General features: G+C 65.6%; 13 protein-coding genes. 8 read left to right on the forward strand and 5 right to left on the reverse strand.

All coding sequences use genetic code 11. The annotated features are described in order from the left end of the window. Positions 1 to 55: 55 nt before the first annotated feature. From glgB to V0R59_RS18415, 3 genes are read right to left on the reverse strand one after another with little or no spacing between them, the layout of a single operon-like run. On the reverse strand, positions 56 to 2272 hold the full coding sequence (gene glgB, locus V0R59_RS18405; protein WP_330075891.1) for a 1,4-alpha-glucan branching protein GlgB: 2217 nt from the start codon (positions 2270 to 2272) through the stop codon (positions 56 to 58). Continuing rightward, on the reverse strand, positions 2273 to 5584 hold the full coding sequence (treS, locus tag V0R59_RS18410; protein ID WP_330075892.1) for a maltose alpha-D-glucosyltransferase: 3312 nt from the start codon (positions 5582 to 5584) through the stop codon (positions 2273 to 2275). Positions 5585 to 5595: 11 nt separating this feature from the next. Beyond that, entirely contained in the window at positions 5596 to 7623 is a 2028-nt protein-coding gene (locus V0R59_RS18415; RefSeq protein ID WP_330075893.1) for an alpha-1,4-glucan--maltose-1-phosphate maltosyltransferase, read from the reverse strand. Positions 7624 to 7759: 136 nt separating this feature from the next. Between V0R59_RS18415 and V0R59_RS18420 the strand changes: the two genes are divergently transcribed. Next, positions 7760 to 7927 (forward strand): hypothetical protein, encoded by a 168-nt coding sequence (locus V0R59_RS18420; protein ID WP_330075894.1) that lies wholly within the window; start codon positions 7760 to 7762, stop codon positions 7925 to 7927. Between the two features lie 172 nt (positions 7928 to 8099). Here the strand turns inward: V0R59_RS18420 and V0R59_RS18425 are convergent, their stop codons facing one another. Next, complete coding sequence (locus V0R59_RS18425; RefSeq protein WP_330075895.1) at positions 8100 to 9773, reverse strand: AMP-binding protein; 1674 nt, start codon at positions 9771 to 9773, stop codon at positions 8100 to 8102. 181 nt (positions 9774 to 9954) lie between these two features. Here V0R59_RS18425 and V0R59_RS18430 point away from each other — a divergent pair, with 181 nt between their 5' ends. Genes V0R59_RS18430 through V0R59_RS18445 form a run of 4 tightly spaced genes read left to right on the forward strand, consistent with a single transcriptional unit; the run spans position 9955 to position 15514 of the window. Then, positions 9955 to 11118: an isovaleryl-CoA dehydrogenase gene (locus V0R59_RS18430; protein ID WP_330075896.1), complete on the forward strand. Its 1164-nt coding sequence runs from the start codon at positions 9955 to 9957 to the stop codon at positions 11116 to 11118. Between the two features lie 10 nt (positions 11119 to 11128). Continuing rightward, positions 11129 to 12733, forward strand: coding sequence for a carboxyl transferase domain-containing protein (locus tag V0R59_RS18435; RefSeq protein ID WP_330075897.1), 1605 nt, complete (start codon positions 11129 to 11131; stop codon positions 12731 to 12733). Between the two features lie 4 nt (positions 12734 to 12737). Continuing rightward, positions 12738 to 13556 (forward strand): gamma-carboxygeranoyl-CoA hydratase, encoded by an 819-nt coding sequence (locus tag V0R59_RS18440; protein WP_330075898.1) that lies wholly within the window; start codon positions 12738 to 12740, stop codon positions 13554 to 13556. Next, entirely contained in the window at positions 13553 to 15514 is a 1962-nt protein-coding gene (locus tag V0R59_RS18445) for an acetyl/propionyl/methylcrotonyl-CoA carboxylase subunit alpha (protein ID WP_330075899.1), read from the forward strand. The genes V0R59_RS18440 and V0R59_RS18445 overlap by 4 nt, the downstream gene beginning before the upstream one ends. 88 nt (positions 15515 to 15602) lie before the next feature. Here V0R59_RS18445 and V0R59_RS18450 read toward each other — a convergent pair whose 3' ends face one another. Next, a complete protein-coding gene (locus tag V0R59_RS18450; RefSeq protein WP_330075900.1) occupies positions 15603 to 16181 on the reverse strand; it encodes a LexA family protein in 579 nt (192 codons plus the stop codon). A gap of 161 nt (positions 16182 to 16342) precedes the next feature. On the opposite strand from V0R59_RS18450, the gene V0R59_RS18455 reads away from it, so the two are divergent. The 3 genes from V0R59_RS18455 to V0R59_RS18465 all read left to right on the forward strand — a co-directional run bounded on the left by V0R59_RS18455 (position 16343) and on the right by V0R59_RS18465 (position 18832). Then, a complete protein-coding gene (locus V0R59_RS18455; protein WP_330075901.1) occupies positions 16343 to 16675 on the forward strand; it encodes a DUF3077 domain-containing protein in 333 nt (110 codons plus the stop codon). A 455-nt stretch (positions 16676 to 17130) separates the two neighbouring features. Continuing rightward, positions 17131 to 17640, forward strand: coding sequence for a DUF4880 domain-containing protein (locus tag V0R59_RS18460; RefSeq protein ID WP_330075902.1), 510 nt, complete (start codon positions 17131 to 17133; stop codon positions 17638 to 17640). A 55-nt stretch (positions 17641 to 17695) separates the two neighbouring features. Continuing rightward, complete coding sequence (locus V0R59_RS18465) at positions 17696 to 18832, forward strand: M14 family metallopeptidase (RefSeq protein ID WP_330075903.1); 1137 nt, start codon at positions 17696 to 17698, stop codon at positions 18830 to 18832.

Here is an 18832-nt window from a genome sequence, read left to right on the forward strand (position 1 = left end):
GGCTGAGCAGGCCTGATCGCTGGCAAACCAGCGACCAGGCCCTGCCCCCAGCAAACTACCTGGCCGGCCGCAGAATCAGCACCCCCAGTGGCGGCAGGTTCAAAGCCAGCGACAACGGTTGCCCATGGCTCGGTACTGCACTGCCCTCCACCACCCCTTCATTGCCGAAGTTCGACCCGGCATAGCGCTGCGAATCACTGTTGAACACCTCGTCCCAGCGTTCGCCGAACGGCACGCCGATGCGATAGCCCTCCCGCGGCACCGGGGTGAAGTTGGCCACCACCAGCAACGGCTCGCCACTGGCGCTCCAGCGCAGCCAGGCATACACGCTGTTGTGCGCGTCATCGCCGATCAGCCACTGGAAGCCCTGGGGCTGGCAGTCCTGTTCATGCAGGGCGCGCTCTTCCCGATACAGGCGGTTGAGGTCGCCGACCAGCCGCTGTACCCCAAGGTGCTCGCCGTACTGCAGCAGGTACCAGTCCAGTTCGCTGTCGTGGTTCCACTCGCGCCACTGGCCGAACTCGCAGCCCATGAACAGCAGCTTCTTGCCCGGATGGCACCACATGAACGCCAGGTAGGCGCGCAGGTTGGCGAACTTCTGCCAGCGGTCGCCAGGCATCTTGTCGATCAGCGAGCGCTTGCCGTGCACCACTTCGTCGTGGGAGATGGGCAGGATGAAATGCTCGGAATAGGCGTAGATCAGGCCGAAGCTCATCTCGTTGTGATGGTGCTGGCGGTGGATCGGGTCGTTCTGGATGTAGTGCAGGGTGTCGTGCATCCAGCCCATGTTCCACTTGTACGCAAAGCCCAGCCCGCCCTGCTGCACCGGCTGGCTGACCCCCGGCCAGGCGGTGGACTCCTCGGCGATCACCAGCGCCCCCGGCACCTCCAGGGCGACCACCTCGTTGAGGTGGCGCAGGAAGTCGATGGCTTCCAGGTTCTCGCGCCCGCCGTGGCGGTTGGGCACCCATTCGCCGGCCTTGCGCGAGTAGTCGCGATAGAGCATCGAGGCCACCGCGTCGACCCGCAGCCCGTCGACATGGAACTCGCGCAGCCAGTGCAGCGCCGAGGCGAGCATGAAGCCGTGCACCTCGGTGCGACCGAGGTTGTAGATCAGCGTGTCCCAGTCCTGGTGGAAGCCTTCCAGGGGGTTGTCGTACTCGTACAGCGCGGTGCCGTCGAAGCGGCTGAGGCCGTGGCTGTCGGTGGGGAAATGCGCCGGTACCCAGTCGAGGATCACGCCGATGCGCGCCTGGTGGCAGGCATCGATGAAAGCGGCGAAGTCTTCCGCCGTGCCATAGCGCGAGGTCGGTGCGAACAACGACAGCGGCTGGTAGCCCCAAGAGCCGCCGAACGGGTGCTCCATGATCGGCATCAGCTCGATATGGGTGAAACCCAGCTCCTGCACGTAGGGAATCAGGCGCCCGGCCAGTTCACGCCAGTTGTAGAAGCGACTGACCTCCCCCGCCTCGTCCAGCTCGCATTGCCAGGAGCCGGCATGCAGCTCGTAGATCGACAACGGCGCCGCCAGGCCCTGGCGCTCGCCACGCTCGCGCAGCCAGTCCTGGTCGTTCCATTCATGGGCCAGGGGCCCGGCGACCTTCGACGCGGTACTCGGCGGCAACTCGGTGGCGCGGGCCAGCGGGTCGGCCTTGAGCGGCAGCACGCCGTCCTGCCCGAGCACCTCGTACTTGTAGGTCTCGCCAGCGCCCAGGCGCGGGATGAACAGCTCCCAGACGCCGCTGGCATGACGCAGGCGCATCGGGTGGCGACGGCCATCCCAGTTGTTGAAATCGCCCACCACCGAGACCCGCCGTGCATTCGGTGCCCACACCGAGAAGCGCACGCCAGCGACGCCGTCCACTGTCACCGGTTGTGCGCCGAAGCGGTTGGCCAGGTCGCGGTGGTTGCCTTCGCTGAACAGATAGAGGTCCATGTCGCCCAGTTGCGGACCGTAACTGTAGGGGTCTTCGGTGACCTGCTCGCCGCCGGCCCAGTTGATCCGCCAGCGATAGGCGCCCACGGGACCTGTCACCTGCGCGGTGAACACCCCCGGCACGCTGCCCTGCTGCAGCTCGGCGAGCACTTCGTCATTGTCCCGACCCAGCGCTTGCACGCTCAGGGCCTCCGGCAGATAGGCGCGCAACCAGGTGCCTCCTGCACCATCACCGTGCGCACCGAGCACTGCGAACGGATCGGCATGCCTGGCATTGACCAGGTCATCGATTTCGCCGCGGGCCAGTCCGCCTTGTTCCTTCTTGTGCACGCTCATCTACTGCTCTCCCCAGGTACTGACAAGCCCGTGCAGGCCATGCAAGGGCACGGCCAACCAGCTCGGGCGGTTTTCCGCTTCATAGGCGATTTCATAGGCAGCCTTTTCCAGGCTGAACAATTCCAGTGCGGCCTGCTCGCCGCCTTCCTTGAGCCAGGCATGCGGCAGGCTGGCGGTGGCCAGGCCATAGGCCTGGACGAAGGCGTGCCGCGAAGCATGCAGGTAGCGCTTGGCAACCCGCTGGCGGGCCTGCTGGTTGTCCGGCAGCGCGCCGGCGCCGGCAGCGCCGCGCAAGGCCATCGCAGCAGCGTAGTCGAAGGAACGCAGCACGCCGCTGACATCCTTGTACGGGCTGTGCCGGGCGCGGCGTTCTTCCAGCGGTCGCGCGGGCTCGCCCTCGAAGTCGATCAGGTAGGCGTCGCCTTGCACCACCAGTACCTGGCCCAGGTGCAGGTCGCCATGCACGCGCATCACCAGGCCGCCCTCGGCCTGCTGCGCCAGCTGGCCGACCTCGCGCAGCAGGCCGTCGCGCTGCTGCTCCAGGTCGTCGACCAGTGCCTTGCTTTCGTCGTCCAGTTCGTCCCGGTGTTGCACCAGCAGGTCCAGTGCGGTGCGCAGCTGCGCGGCGATCTGCTCGCCCCAGCGCTGGCTGTCGCTGCTGTCGCTGATGCGGGTCTTGAACGCCTCGTCATCGGTGGGCAGGGCCAGGGCCTGGTGCATTTCGCCGAGGCGCTGGCCGAGCAAGGCGGCGAAAGCAGTGAGGTCGTCGAGGGCATCGGCGGCGTGCGCTTCACCGCGTTGCGGCGCTTCCAGTTCGTCGCGGATGGCCCGTTCGAGGTTGTTCTGCGTCCAGTCCCAGGCATCACCCTGGTTGTTCAGGTAGCCCTGGGCAATGGCCAGCAGGTGCGGCTCGCCACCGCCGTCGACGCGGCTCAGCCAGCCCAGCAGCGGCGAGATATTGGCGAAGCCGGCGGCGGTCAGGTAGGCGCCCATTTCCAGTTCCGGGTGGATACCGCCATTGACCCGGCGGATCAGCTTGAGTACCAGGCTGCCACCGACCACCACCGAACTGTTGGATTGCTCGGCGGAGAGGTAGCGCACCTCGGAGTGTTCGTTCAGTTGCAGCGCGGCCAGTTGCGGCGTCGACTCGAACTGCAGTTCGCCATCGCTGCCTGGCAGGCGCACATGCTGCTGGAACGCCTGCAGCAGTTCACGGATGAAGGTGTCGAGGCTGAAGCCGTCGGTGATAAAGCCGACCTGACGCCCGCGCCGCACCCGCGCCAGCGCCAGTTGCTGGGGCAAGGCGCTGTGGATCTGCTCTTCGCCCACCAGGCCGAACGGCAGGAAGTAGCGGCGGCGCTGGCCGCCGCTGTCCACCTCGATCTCGCCGAGCAGTACCGGGCTGGTGGGGGTGCCGAAGCGCACGCCGTAGGCCAGGTGCACCTGCTCGATGGCCGCGTCCTTGCCGGCGAACCAGCGCCGGTTCGGCAGGTACTGCGGCAGGATGTCTTGTTCCAGGGTCTGCCGGGCCGGGGCCTCCAGCAGCTCTTCCATGCGTTTCTTGACGACCAAGGTAGTGAACTCCGGCAGGGTCTGCGAAGCCTCGACGTGCCAGCTCGGCATCTGGTCCTTCGGCGCGAGGAGGAACCAGTAGAAGCCGTAGGGCGCCAGGGTCAGCAGGAAAGGAAGATGGCCGATGGGCGGAAAGGCGCAGCCGCCGAGCATTTCCACCGGCACGCGGTCGATGAAGGGCGCCAGGTCCAGCTCCACGGCCTGGGCCGCGCGGGAGACGTTGGCTACGCACAGTACGGTTTCGCTGACGCCATCGGCTCCGGTGTATTCGCGCAGGTAGGCGAGGATGCGCCGGTTGTTCGGCGCGAGCATCTTCAGGGTGCCGCGGCCGAAGCACTTCTGCTGCTTGCGCACCGCCAGCAGGCGGCGGTTCCAGTTGAGCAGGGAGTGCGGGTCTTCGGCCTGGGCCTCGACATTGACCGTCTGGTAGCCGTACTGCGCATCCATGATCGGCGGCAGCACCAGGCGCGCCGGGTCGGCGCGGGAGAAGCCGCCGTTGCGGTCGATCGACCATTGCATCGGCGTGCGCACGCCGTCGCGGTCGCCGAGGTAGATGTTGTCGCCCATGCCGATCTCGTCGCCGTAGTACAGGGTCGGCGTGCCGGGCATGGACAGCAGCAGGCTGGTGAGCAGTTCGACGCGCCGGCGGTCACGCTGCAGCAGCGGCGCCAGGCGCCGGCGGATGCCGAGGTTGATCCGCGCGCGACGGTCGGCGGCATAGTAGTTCCACAGGTAGTCGCGCTCGCGGTCAGTGACCATCTCCAGGGTCAGCTCGTCGTGGTTACGCAGGAAGATCGCCCATTGGCAGTTGGCCGGGATCTCCGGGGTCTGGCGCAGGATGTCGGTGATCGGGAAGCGGTCTTCCTGGGCCAGGGCCATGTACATCCGCGGCATCAGCGGAAAGTGGAAGGCCATGTGGCATTCGTCGCCATCGCCCTCACCGAAGTACAGCTGGGTGTCCTCCGGCCATTGGTTGGCCTCGGCCAGGAGCATGCGGTCGGGGTAGTTGGCGTCGATCTCGGCGCGGATCTGCTTGAGGACGGCGTGGGTTTCCGGAAGGTTCTCGTTGTTGGTGCCATCGCGCTCGATCAGGTACGGGATGGCGTCCAGGCGCAGGCCGTCGACGCCCATGTCGAGCCAGAAGCGCATGACCCCGATCACCGCCTTCATCACCCGTGGGTTGTCGAAGTTGAGGTCCGGCTGGTGCGAGTAGAAACGGTGCCAGAAGTACTGCCCGGCCACCGGGTCCCAGGTCCAGTTGGACTTCTCGGTATCGAGGAAGATGATCCGCGTGCCGTCGTACTTGTCATCGCTGTCGGACCACACGTAGAAGTCCCGCGCCGCCGAGCCGCGCTTGGCGCGCCGGGCCTTCTGGAACCAGGGGTGCTGGTCGGAGGTGTGGTTGATGACCAGCTCGGTGATCACCCGCAGGTTGCGCTTGTGCGCCTCGGCGATGAAGCGGCGCACGTCGGCCATGCTTCCGTAGTCGCTGTGGACCGCCTTGTAGGCGGCGATGTCGTAGCCGTCGTCGCGCCGTGGCGAGGGGTAGAACGGCAGCAGCCACAGGGTGTTGACCCCGAGGTCGGCGATGTAGTCGAGCTTGGCCAGCAGGCCCGGGAAGTCGCCGATGCCATCGTTGTTCGAATCGAAGAAGGACTTCACGTGGATCTGGTAGATGATCGCGTCCTTGTACCAGAGCGGATCATCGATGAACGCTGCGGGACGGGGTTTCTTCGCCATGCTCGATGTCCTTATTCCGCCTTGTCCAGGCGCCAGATACCGAACGGCAGGTGCCAGGGTTCGATGCGCATCCACTGGGTCTTGCCATGCCACTCCCAGCGGTGGCCGTTCATCAGGTCCTGGCCACGGGTGACGGCGTTGTCGTCCAGGCCCAGTTCCCACAGCGGCAGTTCGAAATGCGCCTCCTGGGCGTTGTGCGGGTCGAGGCTGACCGCCACCAGCACATAGCTTGCGCCGTCCGGGTTGCGCTTGCCGAAGTAGACGATGCTGTCGTTCCAGGCGTTGAAGAACTGCACGCCCAGGTGGCTCTGCAACGCCGGCTGCTGGCGGCGGATGCGGTTGAGCTGGGCGATCTCGGCGATGATGTTGCCGGGCTGGTTGAAGTCCCGCGGGCGGATCTCGTACTTCTCCGAATCCAGGTATTCCTCCTTGCCCGGGATCGGCGCCGACTCGCACAGTTCGAAGCCCGAGTACATGCCCCACAGGCCCGAGCCCATGGTGGCCAGCGCGGCACGGATGAGAAAACCGGCGCGGCCGGAGTGGTGCAGGAAGTACGGATTGATGTCCGGCGTGTTGACGAAGAAGTTGGGCCGGTAGCACAGCGACCAGGGCGGCTGGTTGAGGGTCTCGAAGTATTCCTGGATTTCCGCCTTGGTGTTGCGCCAGGTGAAGTAGGTATAGCTCTGGCTGTAGCCGACCTTGCCCAGCCGGGCCATCATCGCCGGCTTGGTGAAGGCCTCGGCGAGGAACACCACCTGCGGATGGCGGCTGCGGATATCGGCGATCAGCCATTGCCAGAACGGCAGTGGCTTGGTGTGCGGGTTGTCGACGCGAAACTGGGTGACGCCCTCGTCGACCCAGCCCTGCACCACGTCGCGCAGGGTCAGCCACAATGCCGGTACCGCATCGGCAGCATAGAAGTCGACGTTGACGATGTCCTGGTACTTCTTCGGCGGGTTTTCCGCGTAGCGGATGCTGCCGTCCGGACGCCAGGAGAACCAGCCTGGATGCTCCTGCAGCCAGGGGTGGTCCTGGGAGCACTGGATGGCGAAGTCGAGGGCGATTTCCAGGCCATGCTCGGCGGCGGCGGCCACCAGGCGGCGGAAGTCCTCGCGACTGCCCAGTTGCGGATGGATGGCGTCGTGGCCGCCGTCCGGGCTGCCGATGGCGTACGGGCTGCCCGGATCGTCCGGCCCGGCCTGGAGCGCATTGTTGCGGCCCTTGCGGAACTTGTTGCCGATGGGATGGATCGGCGGGAAATAGAGGACGTCGAAGCCCATGTCGCGGATCATCGGCAACCGGGCATGGACATCGTTGAAGGTGCCGTGGCGGCGGGGATCATCGGTGATCGAGCGGGGAAACAGCTCGTACCAGCTGGCGAAGGCGGCGCGCTCGCGCTCCACGTCCAGGGGAAATTCCGGGCTGCGGCTGAGGTAGCCGCGGGGGTCGGCCTGGGCCATCAGCGCGCGGGTGTCCTGGGCCAGCAGCAACTCGACCTGCGCCGCCGCCGGCAGGCCCTTGCGCAGGCGCTTGACCAGCGTCGCCAGATGATCGCGCAGGGAATTGCCGCTGCGCTCGGCGCCGTGCTCCAGGTGCAGGCGCCCTTCTTCCAGTTCGAGGGCGATGTCCACCCCGGCGGTGAATTTCTTTTCCAGGTCGTGGCAATAGGTGGCGTAGGCGTCGATCCAGGCTTCGATCAGGAACAGGTGACGGCCCATTTCGCCGACGGTGAAAGCGGCCTCCCAGCGATCGTTGCCGAGCAGGCGCATCGGCTGGCTGTGCCATAGCCGGCTGCCGGCCTTGCGCCAGCTGAGGGTGACGGCCAGTACATCATGGCCATCGGCGTATACCTTGCTGCCGACAGTGACGGTCTTGCCCACTTCGGTCTTCACCGCATACAGCCCGGCGTCGATCACCGGTGTGGTGTCCTCGATCACCACCCGCGGCAGCAACAACGCCCGGGACAGGCTCAGGGGCTCGTCGGCGGGATTGTCGCCAGCGGCCATGCGCTCGGTTTCGAAAGGCTCGTTGCGGGTCATCGATCATCGCTCCGTTACGACGTGGCGGTAAGGATTGAGAGCAATGGCCGGCGCGGGGGTTCAATAAAAAATGAGCGATCTCGGGGTGCGGGTGGTCCAACCCAGGTGTGTCTTGTTGAACGCGAGGAAACGCCCGATGAGCATCCCTATCCCGGCGGAAACGCCCGATCCGAATATCGACGACCCGAACCTGCCACCACCGGTGCCCCAGGACGAACCCGAAGGCGTGCCGGTCAAGCCGACGGTGCCGCCCACGGTGGGGGACCCGCCGAGCGAGGAACCGCCGGTGAAAGGTAGAGAGTAGACGGGTTGGCAGAGTTTGCGGTGATCGGTGGGGATCTACACATCTCATCGCAATGCGGACAATGTGGGAGCGGGTTCACCCGCGATTGCCATGGTGAATTCACTATAGCAATCGCGGCGGTCCGGCGTTCCGGTCAACCCGCTCCCACAGAGTCCGCGCTTCATTGCAGTGATCAGCCGCGTTTCAGTTCCTCGATACTGATCTCGCGCATCCTGAACTTCTGGATCTTCCCGGTCACCGTCATCGGGAACTCCTCGACGAATCGGAAATGACGCGGCGTCTTGAAGTGGGCGATGCGGTTCTTGCACCAGGCCTGCAATTCCTCCGCCGTGGCGCTGTGTCCCGGGTGGAACTTGACCCAGGCCACGATCTCTTCGCCATAGCGATCGCAGGGAATGCCGATCACCTGGACGTCGGCCACCGCCGGGTGGGTGAAGAAGAACTCTTCCAGCTCGCGCGGATAGATGTTCTCGCCACCGCGAATGATCATGTCCTTGTTGCGCCCGGCAATGCACACGTAGCCGTGCTCGTCCATGCTCGCCAGGTCGCCGGTGTGCATCCAGCCCGCCGGGTCGATGGCCTCGGCAGTGGCGGTCGGGTTGCCCCAGTAGCCGAGCATCACGCTGTAGCCACGGGTGCACAGCTCGCCGATCTGCCCGCGCGCGACCACGTTGCCCTGTTCGTCGATGATCTTGCTTTCCAGCTGCGGCTGGGTGCGGCCGACGCTGGTCACGCGCAGTTCCAGCTCGTCGTCGGCACTGGTCTGCATCGATACCGGGCTGGTCTCGGTCATGCCGTAGGCGATCTGCACCTCGCTCATGTGCAGTTCGCTGATGACCCGGCGCATCACCTCGATCGGGCAGGTGGCACCGGCCATGATCCCGGTGCGCAGGCTGGACAGGTCGTAATCGGCACGCTGGGGCTGGTCGAGCACGGCGATGAACATGGTCGGCACGCCATACAGCGCGGTGGCGCGCTCGTCGGCCACGGCCTGCAGGGTCAGCGCCGGGTCGAAGGCGTCGTTGGGGTAGATCATGGTGCTGCCGTGGGTCATGCAGCCCAGGTTGCCCATGACCATGCCGAAGCAGTGGTACAGCGGCACCGGGATCACCAGGCGGTCGTGCTCGGTCAGGCCGAGGCTTTCGCCGACCATGTAGCCGTTGTTGAGGATGTTGTAGTGACTGAGGGTCGCACCCTTGGGGAAGCCGGTGGTGCCGGAGGTGTACTGGATGTTCACCGCCTGGTCGAACTGCAGGCTCTGCTGGCGGGCGTCGAGGTCCGCCACGCTGACCCGCTGCGCCTGCTCCGCCAGGCTGTTCCAGGCGAGGAACCCGCTGGGCGGCTCGGCAGCCAGGCTGATGACCCCGCGCAGGTCCGGCAGGCGCTCGCAGTTGAACTGCCCCGGCGCATGATGGGCGATCTCCGGCAGCAGCTCGGCGAGCATGCCGTGGTAGTCCGAACTCTTGAACGCCCCGGCGCAGACCAGCCACTGGCAGCCGGACTGCTTCAGGGCATATTCCAGCTCGCTGGTGCGATAGGCCGGATTGATGTTGACCAGGATGATCCCCGCCTTGGCGCTGGCGAACTGGGCGATGCACCACTGCGCGCAGTTGGGCGCCCAGATGCCGAGGCGGTCGCCGGTCTTCAGGCCGAGGGCCATGAAGGCGCGGGCATGCAGGTCGACGGCGGCGGCCAGTTCGGCCCAGGTGTAGCGCAGCTGCTGATGGCGGACCACCAGCGCTTCGCGCTCGGCGAAGCGCGCTACCGTCCGGTCGAATGCCTGGCCGATGGTCATGGCCAGCAAGGGCTTGTCCTGGCGGCCCTGGGTGTAGCTCGGTTGATTCATGGCGATCCCTAAATTGTGATTGTTCTGGGAGCTGATCGGGGCGCGAACTACTCTGGCCTAAATTAACGTTAACGTAAAGGTCATGCGGATCATTGACAGTACAAGGACTCAGGTTTACGTTAACGTAAAGGTGATATCCAAGACCCCACCCCTCCAAGAACTGACAATAGAAGGTGCCCGCATGCTGTATCCCTCCCTGAACTTCGCCCTGGGCGAAACCATCGACATGCTCCGCGACCAGGTACAGACCTTCGTCGCCGCCGAGCTGGCACCCCGCGCTGCACAGATCGACCACGACAACCTGTTCCCCGCCGACATGTGGCGCAAGTTCGGCGACATGGGCCTGCTCGGCGTGACCGTCAGCGAGGAATACGGCGGTGCCGGCCTGGGCTACCTGGCGCATGTCGTGGCCATGGAGGAAATCAGCCGCGGTTCGGCATCGGTGGCCCTCTCCTACGGCGCCCACTCCAACCTCTGCGTCAACCAGATCAACCGCAACGGCAGCCACGAGCAGAAACTCAAGTACCTGCCCAAGCTGATCAGCGGCGAGCATATCGGCGCCCTGGCGATGAGCGAGCCGAATGCCGGTTCCGACGTGGTCTCGATGAAGCTGCGCGCCGAACAGCGCGGCGACCATTTCGTCCTCAACGGCAGCAAGACCTGGATCACCAACGGCCCCGACGCCAACACCTACGTGATCTACGCCAAGACCGACCTGGAAAAGGGCCCCCACGGCATCACCGCGTTCATCGTCGAGCGTGACTGGAAAGGCTTCAGCCGCAGCAACAAGTTCGACAAGCTAGGCATGCGCGGCTCCAACACCTGCGAGCTGTTCTTCGACAATGTCGAGGTGCCGCAGGAGAACATCCTCGGCAAGCTCAATGGCGGCGTGAAGGTACTGATGAGCGGCCTCGACTACGAGCGCGTGGTCCTCGCCGGCGGCCCGACCGGCATCATGCAGTCGTGCATGGACCTGGTGGTGCCGTATATCCACGATCGCAAGCAGTTCGGCCAGAGCATCGGCGAGTTCCAGCTGATCCAGGGCAAGATCGCCGACATGTACACCCAGCTCAACGCCAGCCGCGCCTACCTGTATGCCGTGGCCCAGGCCTGCGACCGCGCCGAGACCACGCGCAAGGACGCCGCCGGGGTGATCCTCTACACCGCCGAACGCGCCACCCAGATGGCCCTGGAAGCGATCCAGATCCTCGGTGGCAACGGCTACATCAACGAATTCCCGGCCGGCCGCCTGCTGCGCGATGCCAAGCTCTACGAGATCGGCGCCGGCACCAGCGAGATCCGCCGCATGCTGATCGGTCGCGAGCTGTTCAACGAAACGCGCTAAGGGGCCCGAGATGATCCTGAAATCCCAGTTGAACACCCGCGCCCCGGACTTCGCGCAGAACAGCGCGGCCATGCTGGAGCAGGTCAACGCCCTGCGCAGCCTGCTCGCCCAGGTGCACCAGGGTGGCGGGCCGAAGGCCCAGGAACGCCACACTTCGCGAGGCAAGCTGTTGCCGCGCGAGCGCATCGACCGCCTGCTCGACCCGGGCTCGCCCTTCCTGGAAATCGGCCAGCTGGCCGCCCATGAGGTGTACGGCGAAGACGTACCTGCCGCTGGCGTGATCGCCGGCATCGGCCGGGTGGAAGGCGTCGAGTGCATGATCGTGGCCAACGACGCCACGGTCAAAGGCGGCTCCTACTACCCGCTGACGGTCAAGAAGCACCTGCGCGCCCAGGCCATCGCCCAGCAGAACCGCCTGCCCTGCCTGTACCTGGTGGACTCCGGCGGCGCCAACCTGCCACGCCAGGACGAAGTGTTCCCGGACCGCGAGCATTTCGGACGGATCTTCTTCAACCAGGCCAACATGAGCGCCCAGGGCATTCCGCAGATCGCCGTGGTGATGGGCTCGTGCACCGCCGGCGGTGCCTATGTGCCGGCGATGTCCGACGAAACCATTATGGTCCGCCAGCAGGCCACCATCTTCCTTGCCGGCCCGCCGCTGGTGAAGGCGGCCACCGGCGAGGTGGTCAGTGCCGAGGACCTCGGTGGCGCCGACGTGCACTGCAAGACCAGCGGTGTCGCCGACCATTACGCTGACAATGACGAACACGCCCTGGCCATCGCCCGCCGCTGCGTGGCCAACCTCAACTGGCACAAGCAGGGCGAGTTGCAGGTGCGCACGCCGATCGCCCCGCTGTACGGCGCCGACGAGCTGTACGGCGTGGTTCCGGCCGATGCCAAGCAGCCCTTCGACGTGCGCGAGATCATCGCCCGCCTGGTGGACGGCTCGGTGTTCGACGAGTTCAAGGCGCTGTTCGGCACCACCCTGGTGTGCGGTTTCGCCCACCTGCACGGCTACCCGATCGCGATCCTGGCCAACAACGGCATCCTCTTCGCCGAGGCGGCGCAGAAAGGCGCGCACTTCATCGAACTGGCCTGCCAGCGCGGCATCCCGCTGCTGTTCCTGCAGAACATCACCGGTTTCATGGTCGGCCAGAAATACGAGGCCGGCGGCATCGCCAAGCACGGCGCCAAGCTGGTCACCGCCGTGGCCTGCGCCAAGGTGCCGAAGTTCACCGTGATCATCGGCGGCAGCTTCGGCGCCGGCAACTACGGCATGTGCGGCCGCGCCTACGATCCGCGCTTCCTGTGGATGTGGCCGAACGCGCGGATCGGCGTGATGGGCGCCGAACAGGCCGCCGGCGTACTGGCCCAGGTCAAGCGCGAACAGAGCGAGCGCAGCGGCCAGGTGTTCAGCGCCGAGGACGAGGCAAAACTGAAACAGCCGATCCTCGACCAGTACGAACATCAGGGCCACCCCTACTATTCCAGCGCCCGCCTGTGGGACGACGGCGTCATCGACCCGGCGCAGACCCGCGACATCCTCGGCCTGGCCCTGTCCGCCGCCCTCAACGCGCCGATCGAAGCGACCCGCTTCGGCATTTTCCGGATGTGAGCGAATGACCGACTTCAGCACCCTCGAACTGATCAAGGATCCCCGCGGTTTCGCCACCCTCTGGCTGAGCCGCGCGGACAAGAACAACGCCTTCAACGCCCTGATGATCCGCGAGCTGGTCGTCGCCATCGACCGCCTGGCCAACGATCCGGGCCTGCGCTTCGTCATCCTGCGCGGTCGTGGCCGGCACTTCAGCGCCGGCGCCGACCTGGCCTGGATGCAGCAGAGCGCGGCCCTGGACTTCCAGAGCAACCTCGACGACGCCCGTGAACTGGCGGAACTGATGTACAACCTGGCGCGCCTGAAAGTGCCGACCCTGGCCGTGGTCCAGGGCGCGGCCTTCGGTGGCGCCCTCGGCCTGATCGCCTGCTGCGACATGGCCATCGGTGCCGACGATGCCCAGCTGTGCCTGTCGGAAGTGCGCATCGGCCTGGCCCCCGCGGTGATCAGCCCGTTCGTAGTCCAGGCCATGGGCGAGCGTGCCGCTCGGCGCTATGCCCTGACCGCCGAGCGCTTCAGCGGCAGCCGCGCCCGTGAACTGGGGCTGCTCGCCGAGAGCTACCCGGCGGCGGAACTGGAAGAGCGTCTCGAAGACTGGATCGCCAACCTGCTGCAGAACAGCCCACAGGCCATGCGTGCCAGCAAGGAACTGCTGCGCGAGGTCGGCCCCGGCGAGCTGACCCCGGCCCTGCGCCGCTACTGCGAGAACGCCATCGCCCGCATCCGCGTCAGCCCGGAAGGCCAGGAGGGCCTGCGCGCTTTCCTGGAAAAACGCCAACCGGCCTGGCAGGCCGAACCATCCGCCAAGGAGCCCCGCCCATGAGCCGTCCCGAGCTGACCACCCTGCTGGTCGCCAACCGTGGCGAGATCGCCTGCCGGGTGATGCGCACCGCCAAGTCCCTCGGACTGACCACCGTCGCCGTGCACAGCGCGGTGGACCGTGAAGCGCGGCACAGCCGCGAAGCCGATATCCGCGTCGACCTCGGCGGCGCCAAGCCGGCGGAGAGCTACCTGGTCATCGACAAGCTGATCGCCGCGGCCAAGGCCAGCGGCGCCCAGGCCATCCACCCGGGCTACGGCTTCCTGTCCGAGAACGCCGGCTTCGCCCGTGCCATCGAACAGGCCGGGCTGATCTTCCTCGGCCCGCCGGCCAGCGCCATCGAGGCCATGGGCAGCAAGTCGGCGGCCAAGGCGCTGATGGAAACCGCCGGGGTACCGCTGGTGCCCGGCTATCACGGCGAGGCCCAGGACCTGGAAACCTTCCGCGCCGCCGCCGAGAAGATCGGTTACCCGGTGCTGCTCAAGGCCACCGCAGGTGGCGGCGGCAAGGGCATGAAGGTGGTCGAGCAGGAAAGCCAGCTGGCCGAAGCCCTGGCCTCGGCCCAGCGTGAAGCGCAATCGTCGTTCGGCGATGCGCGCATGCTGGTGGAAAAATACGTGCTCAAGCCGCGCCACGTGGAGATCCAGGTGTTCGCCGACCAGCACGGCAACTGCCTGTATCTCAACGAGCGCGACTGTTCGATCCAGCGTCGCCACCAGAAGGTGGTGGAAGAGGCTCCGGCACCGGGGCTCGGTGTCGAGCTGCGCACCGCCATGGGCGAGGCGGCGGTGCGCGCGGCGCAGGCCATCGGCTATGTCGGCGCCGGTACAGTGGAATTCCTCCTCGATGCCCGTGGCGAATTCTTCTTCATGGAGATGAACACCCGCCTGCAGGTGGAGCATCCGGTCACCGAAGCCATCACCGGCCTCGACCTGGTGGCCTGGCAGATCCGCGTCGCCCGTGGCGAGGCGCTGCCCATCACCCAGGAGCAGGTGCCGCTGAACGGCCACGCCATCGAAGTGCGCCTGTACGCGGAAGATCCGGCCAACGACTTCCTGCCGGCCACCGGCAACCTGGCGCTGTACCGCGAAAGCGCGCCGGGTGCGGGACGGCGGGTGGACAGCGGGGTCGCCGAGGGGGACCAGGTGTCGCCGTTCTACGACCCGATGCTGGGCAAGCTGATCGCCTGGGGCGAGGACCGCGAACAGGCGCGTCTGCGCCTGCTGGCGATGCTCGACGAGTTCGCCATCGGCGGGGTGAAGACCAACATCAGCTTCCTGCGGCGCATCCTCGCTCACCCGGCCTTCGCCGCCGCGGAGCTGGATACCGGCTTCATCCCGCGCTACCACGACGACCTGCTGCCCGCCCCTGCCGCCCTGCCCGCCGGCTTCTGGCAGGCGGCGGCGCAAGCCTGGGTGCAGGGCCTGCCGGCCACGGTGCGCCAGGATGACGTGCATTCGCCATGGTCGTCGCGCCTGGGCTTGCGTGCCGGGGTACCGGCGCATGTCAGCCTGCACCTGAGCTGCAATGGCGAGCAGCAGGCCTTGAGCCTGGAGCACACCGCGCCCTCGATGTTCATCCTCGACGGCGAGCAACTGCAGGTAGATGACAGCGGCCTGCGCCGCCAGCACCTGGCGATCCGTCGCGGCGACACCCTGTACCTGCGCTGGGATGGCGAGCTGCAGGCCGTTACCGCCTACGACCCGATCGCCGAAGCGGAGGCTGGGCATGGCCATCAGGGCGGACTGACCGCGCCCATGAACGGCAGCATCGTGCGGGTGCTGGTGGAGCCCGGCCAAGTGGTGGAGGCCGGTACCCAACTGGTGGTGCTGGAGGCGATGAAGATGGAGCACAGCATCCGCGCGCCCCATGCCGGGACCGTGGCGGCGCTGTATTGCCAGGAAGGCGAGATGGTCAGCGAGGGCAGCGTGCTGGTGGCGCTGGAGGAAGTTGCTGGCTGAAGGTACGGCATGCACCGCCCCGTTTGGCAGCTGGCTTGCCAGCAATGAGAAACGGCGCCCTCGGGCGCCGTTTCTCATTGCGTAAGCTTCAGAACCGAATCCCAGCTTGAATGGCCACACCCAGCAATTCGCAGTCATCACCGCACAGGGTGATCGGGTAAGTCGGATTGAGCGGCTTGAGGAAGCGCTGGCCGCCCTCCACCACCAGCTGACGCAACAGGCCCTGGCCATTGCCCGGCACCCGGGCTACCACCAGCCGCCCTACCTGCGCCTCGACCCCGGTATCCACCAGCACCAGCATCCCCGCGGAAATGCTCAGGCCGGTCGGAGCGGTCATAGCATCCCCCTCGACCCGCAGCCAGAACGCCGTGCCGACGGCCTTGTAGTCGGTGATCTCTTCGGCACCCGGGGTATCTTCGTCAACCTCGGCCAGCCGCTCCCAATCCGACAGCGGGTAACGGAAGGTGGTCGGCAGGCCATAGTTGGCCGGCTCTTCCGCGGTGTTCAGCGTGGGGCGCATTTCCATCGGCAGCTCCAGGGCCACCAGCACCTCGTTCATGCGCTTCAGCGACAGCTCACGCTCGCCACGCAGCCACAGGCCGACACACCCCTGGGTAACGCCCACGCGCTCGGCCAGCTTTTCCTGGGTGAGCTTGAGCTCACTCATCCGTTTCTTGGTTAGTGCGATCCAGTTTTCCATCGCAGGCACGATACGGACTACCCGATGACGCTCAATACATAAATTGTAGTATTTAAAACCCTGAAAGAAATACGACGGGTATTATATTTCCCTGGCACTTTTCCACGACCTTCAAGGAAGACCGATTCATGAGCAATTCTTCGTTTAGCCAGCTGGACAGCGACGCTGCCCGTCGTGCCATGGACTACTACTTCAACCCTGCCCCGGAGCACTCGCCGGCGGGGGAAGACATGCAACTGGTGGTGGCGCGCCACGACCTCACTGCGGAAACCGCCGCGGCCCAGGCCGAGTGGTTGCTGCGCTGCGCGTCATCCAGCGCCTGGGAAGCAGCCCAGCGCATGCGCGACAAGGGGCAGGACCAGATGCTGATGGTCATGCACCTGCTCAACCTGGGCCGGGCGATGCTCGACCACAGCCAGCGGCTTGCGGCCAAACGCGAAGGGGAATCGGGTCAGGAATAGTGTCGAGGAAGGAATAAAACAGTCGGAGAAGCCCGAAACAGCTGGGCTGCGGGCAGGAGATGAAAAAATTTTCGTGAAATTGCCGAAAATTCATTTGACTTGAAAATGAGAACGATTATTATTGCAAGCAACTGGTCGCGAGACTGGTTGGATAACCTGGAGCCCTTAGGTCGGACTCTCAGATTATCTCCTCATCAGGCTAATCACGGTTTTTGACCCGGCTTTTTGCCGGGTCTTTTTTTTGGGCTCTTCAGGCTAATGAAGGCGGTGTGTTACTTAATGTGGCGATGATATCAAAGGACTATCGCCGCTGTAACCCACGTAACAAAGCTTTGCTGAAATTTGCTGAAATCAGCACTTGAGAATCAATCTCGTTACGATTAAGCTCTCAACCGCATCAAGGAAGATGCCCCCTATCCCGCCTCCTCCGTTCCCCTCAGCAAGGAGCTTGAAACATGACCCGCCTGCTGCTGCCTCTGGATCACCACGCCGATTGCACCGACGCCGCCGAGGCCGACCTGCTGCAACGCTTGAAAAAGCTGCCACGCCGGGTCCAGCAGGTGTTCTTGCTGAACCGCCTCGACCAACTGTCCTATGAAGTCATCGCCAAGCGCCTCGACCTGCGCGACAGCAATGTCGAGCATCACATGAACCAGGTCCTGCAGTGCAGCCTGTCCGCACCTGATGCGATCGCCCGCGTCGCCGGCCAATGGTACGTGCGCCTGCAGAGCCCGCAGATCACCGCCAGCGAACGCATCGACTTCCGCCGCTGGCTCGATGCCGCGCCAGAACACCTGGCCGCTTTCCATGCCACCGAGCTGCGCTGGCGCAGCCTGCTCGCCCCGGCCCGCCTGCTGGGTGAAAACCACTGGTACCGGCAAGGTCGCGCCGCCTTCTCCCTGGGTGGCTGCACCGTGGCCATGGGCCTGGGCCTGGCCGCCTTGCTGGCATTGGGTTTCTGGTAAGCCGCCAGGTTGTGTAGAGTGGCCGGTTACAACAACTCTACACAGGAACCTGGCAATGACCGCACTGAGCATCGACTGCGATTTCGACTCCGGCAATATCCTGGTCCGGGATGCCAGCAATCCCGCACAGGTCCGCCTGGCGATCCGTAACGACACCTGCAGCGCGCATTTCCAGTGGTTCCATTTCAAGGCCAGCGGCCTGGCCCCGGGACAGACCCACGGCTTCATCCTCGAAAACGCCGGCGAGTCTTCCTATAACAAGGCCTGGGATGGCTATCACGCCGTCGCTTCGTACGACCAGCAGAACTGGTTCCGCGTCCCTTCCCGCTTCGACGGCAAAGCCCTGCACTTCAGCCTCGACGCCCGCGAGCCGCACGCCTGGTTCGCCTATTTCGAGCCCTACTCCCGGGCCCGCCACAACCAGTTGATCGAGCGCGCCCGCCAGTTGCCAGGCGTCAGCCTGCTAGCCACGGGGCGCAGCGTCGAGGGTCGCGACATTCCGCTGCTGCGGGTGGGTGACGGCGCGGCTGGCAAACGCAAGGTCTGGATCATCGCCCAGCAGCACCCGGGCGAGCATATGGCCGAATGGTTCATGGAAGGCGTGATCGATCGCGTCGAGCAGAACGACGCCACCCTCCAGCGCCTGCTGGCCGCCGCCGACCTCTACCTGATCCCCAACATGAACCCCGACGGCGCCTTCCGCGGCCATCTGCGCACCAATGCCCGCGGCCACGACCTCAATCGTGCCTGGCAGAGCGCCAGTGCCGACCAGACCCCGGAAGTGCTGTTCGCCCAGCAGCAGATGAAGCTGCACGGCGTCGACCTGTTCCTCGATGCCCACGGCGACGAGGAAATCCCCCATGTGTTCACGGCGGCCTGCGAGGGCAACCCCGGCTATACGCCGCGCATCGCCAACCTGGAAGAACGTTTCCGCAAGATCCTGTGCAGCCTGACCCGCGACTTCCAGGACGTGCATGGCTACCCGCGCAGTGCCCCGGGAGAAGCCAACCTGACCCTGGCCTGCAATGCGGTGGGCAAGGCCCATGATTGCCTGTCGCTGACCCTGGAGATGCCGTTCAAGGACCACGACGACGCCCCGGACCCGATCACCGGCTGGTCCGGCAAGCGCTCGAAGGCACTGGCTTCGTCGGTGCTGGATGCGATCGGGCAGATGGTCGGCGAATTGCGCTGA

The organism is Pseudomonas ulcerans (assembly GCF_036324125.1).
Classification (GTDB): domain Bacteria; phylum Pseudomonadota; class Gammaproteobacteria; order Pseudomonadales; family Pseudomonadaceae; genus Aquipseudomonas; species Aquipseudomonas ulcerans.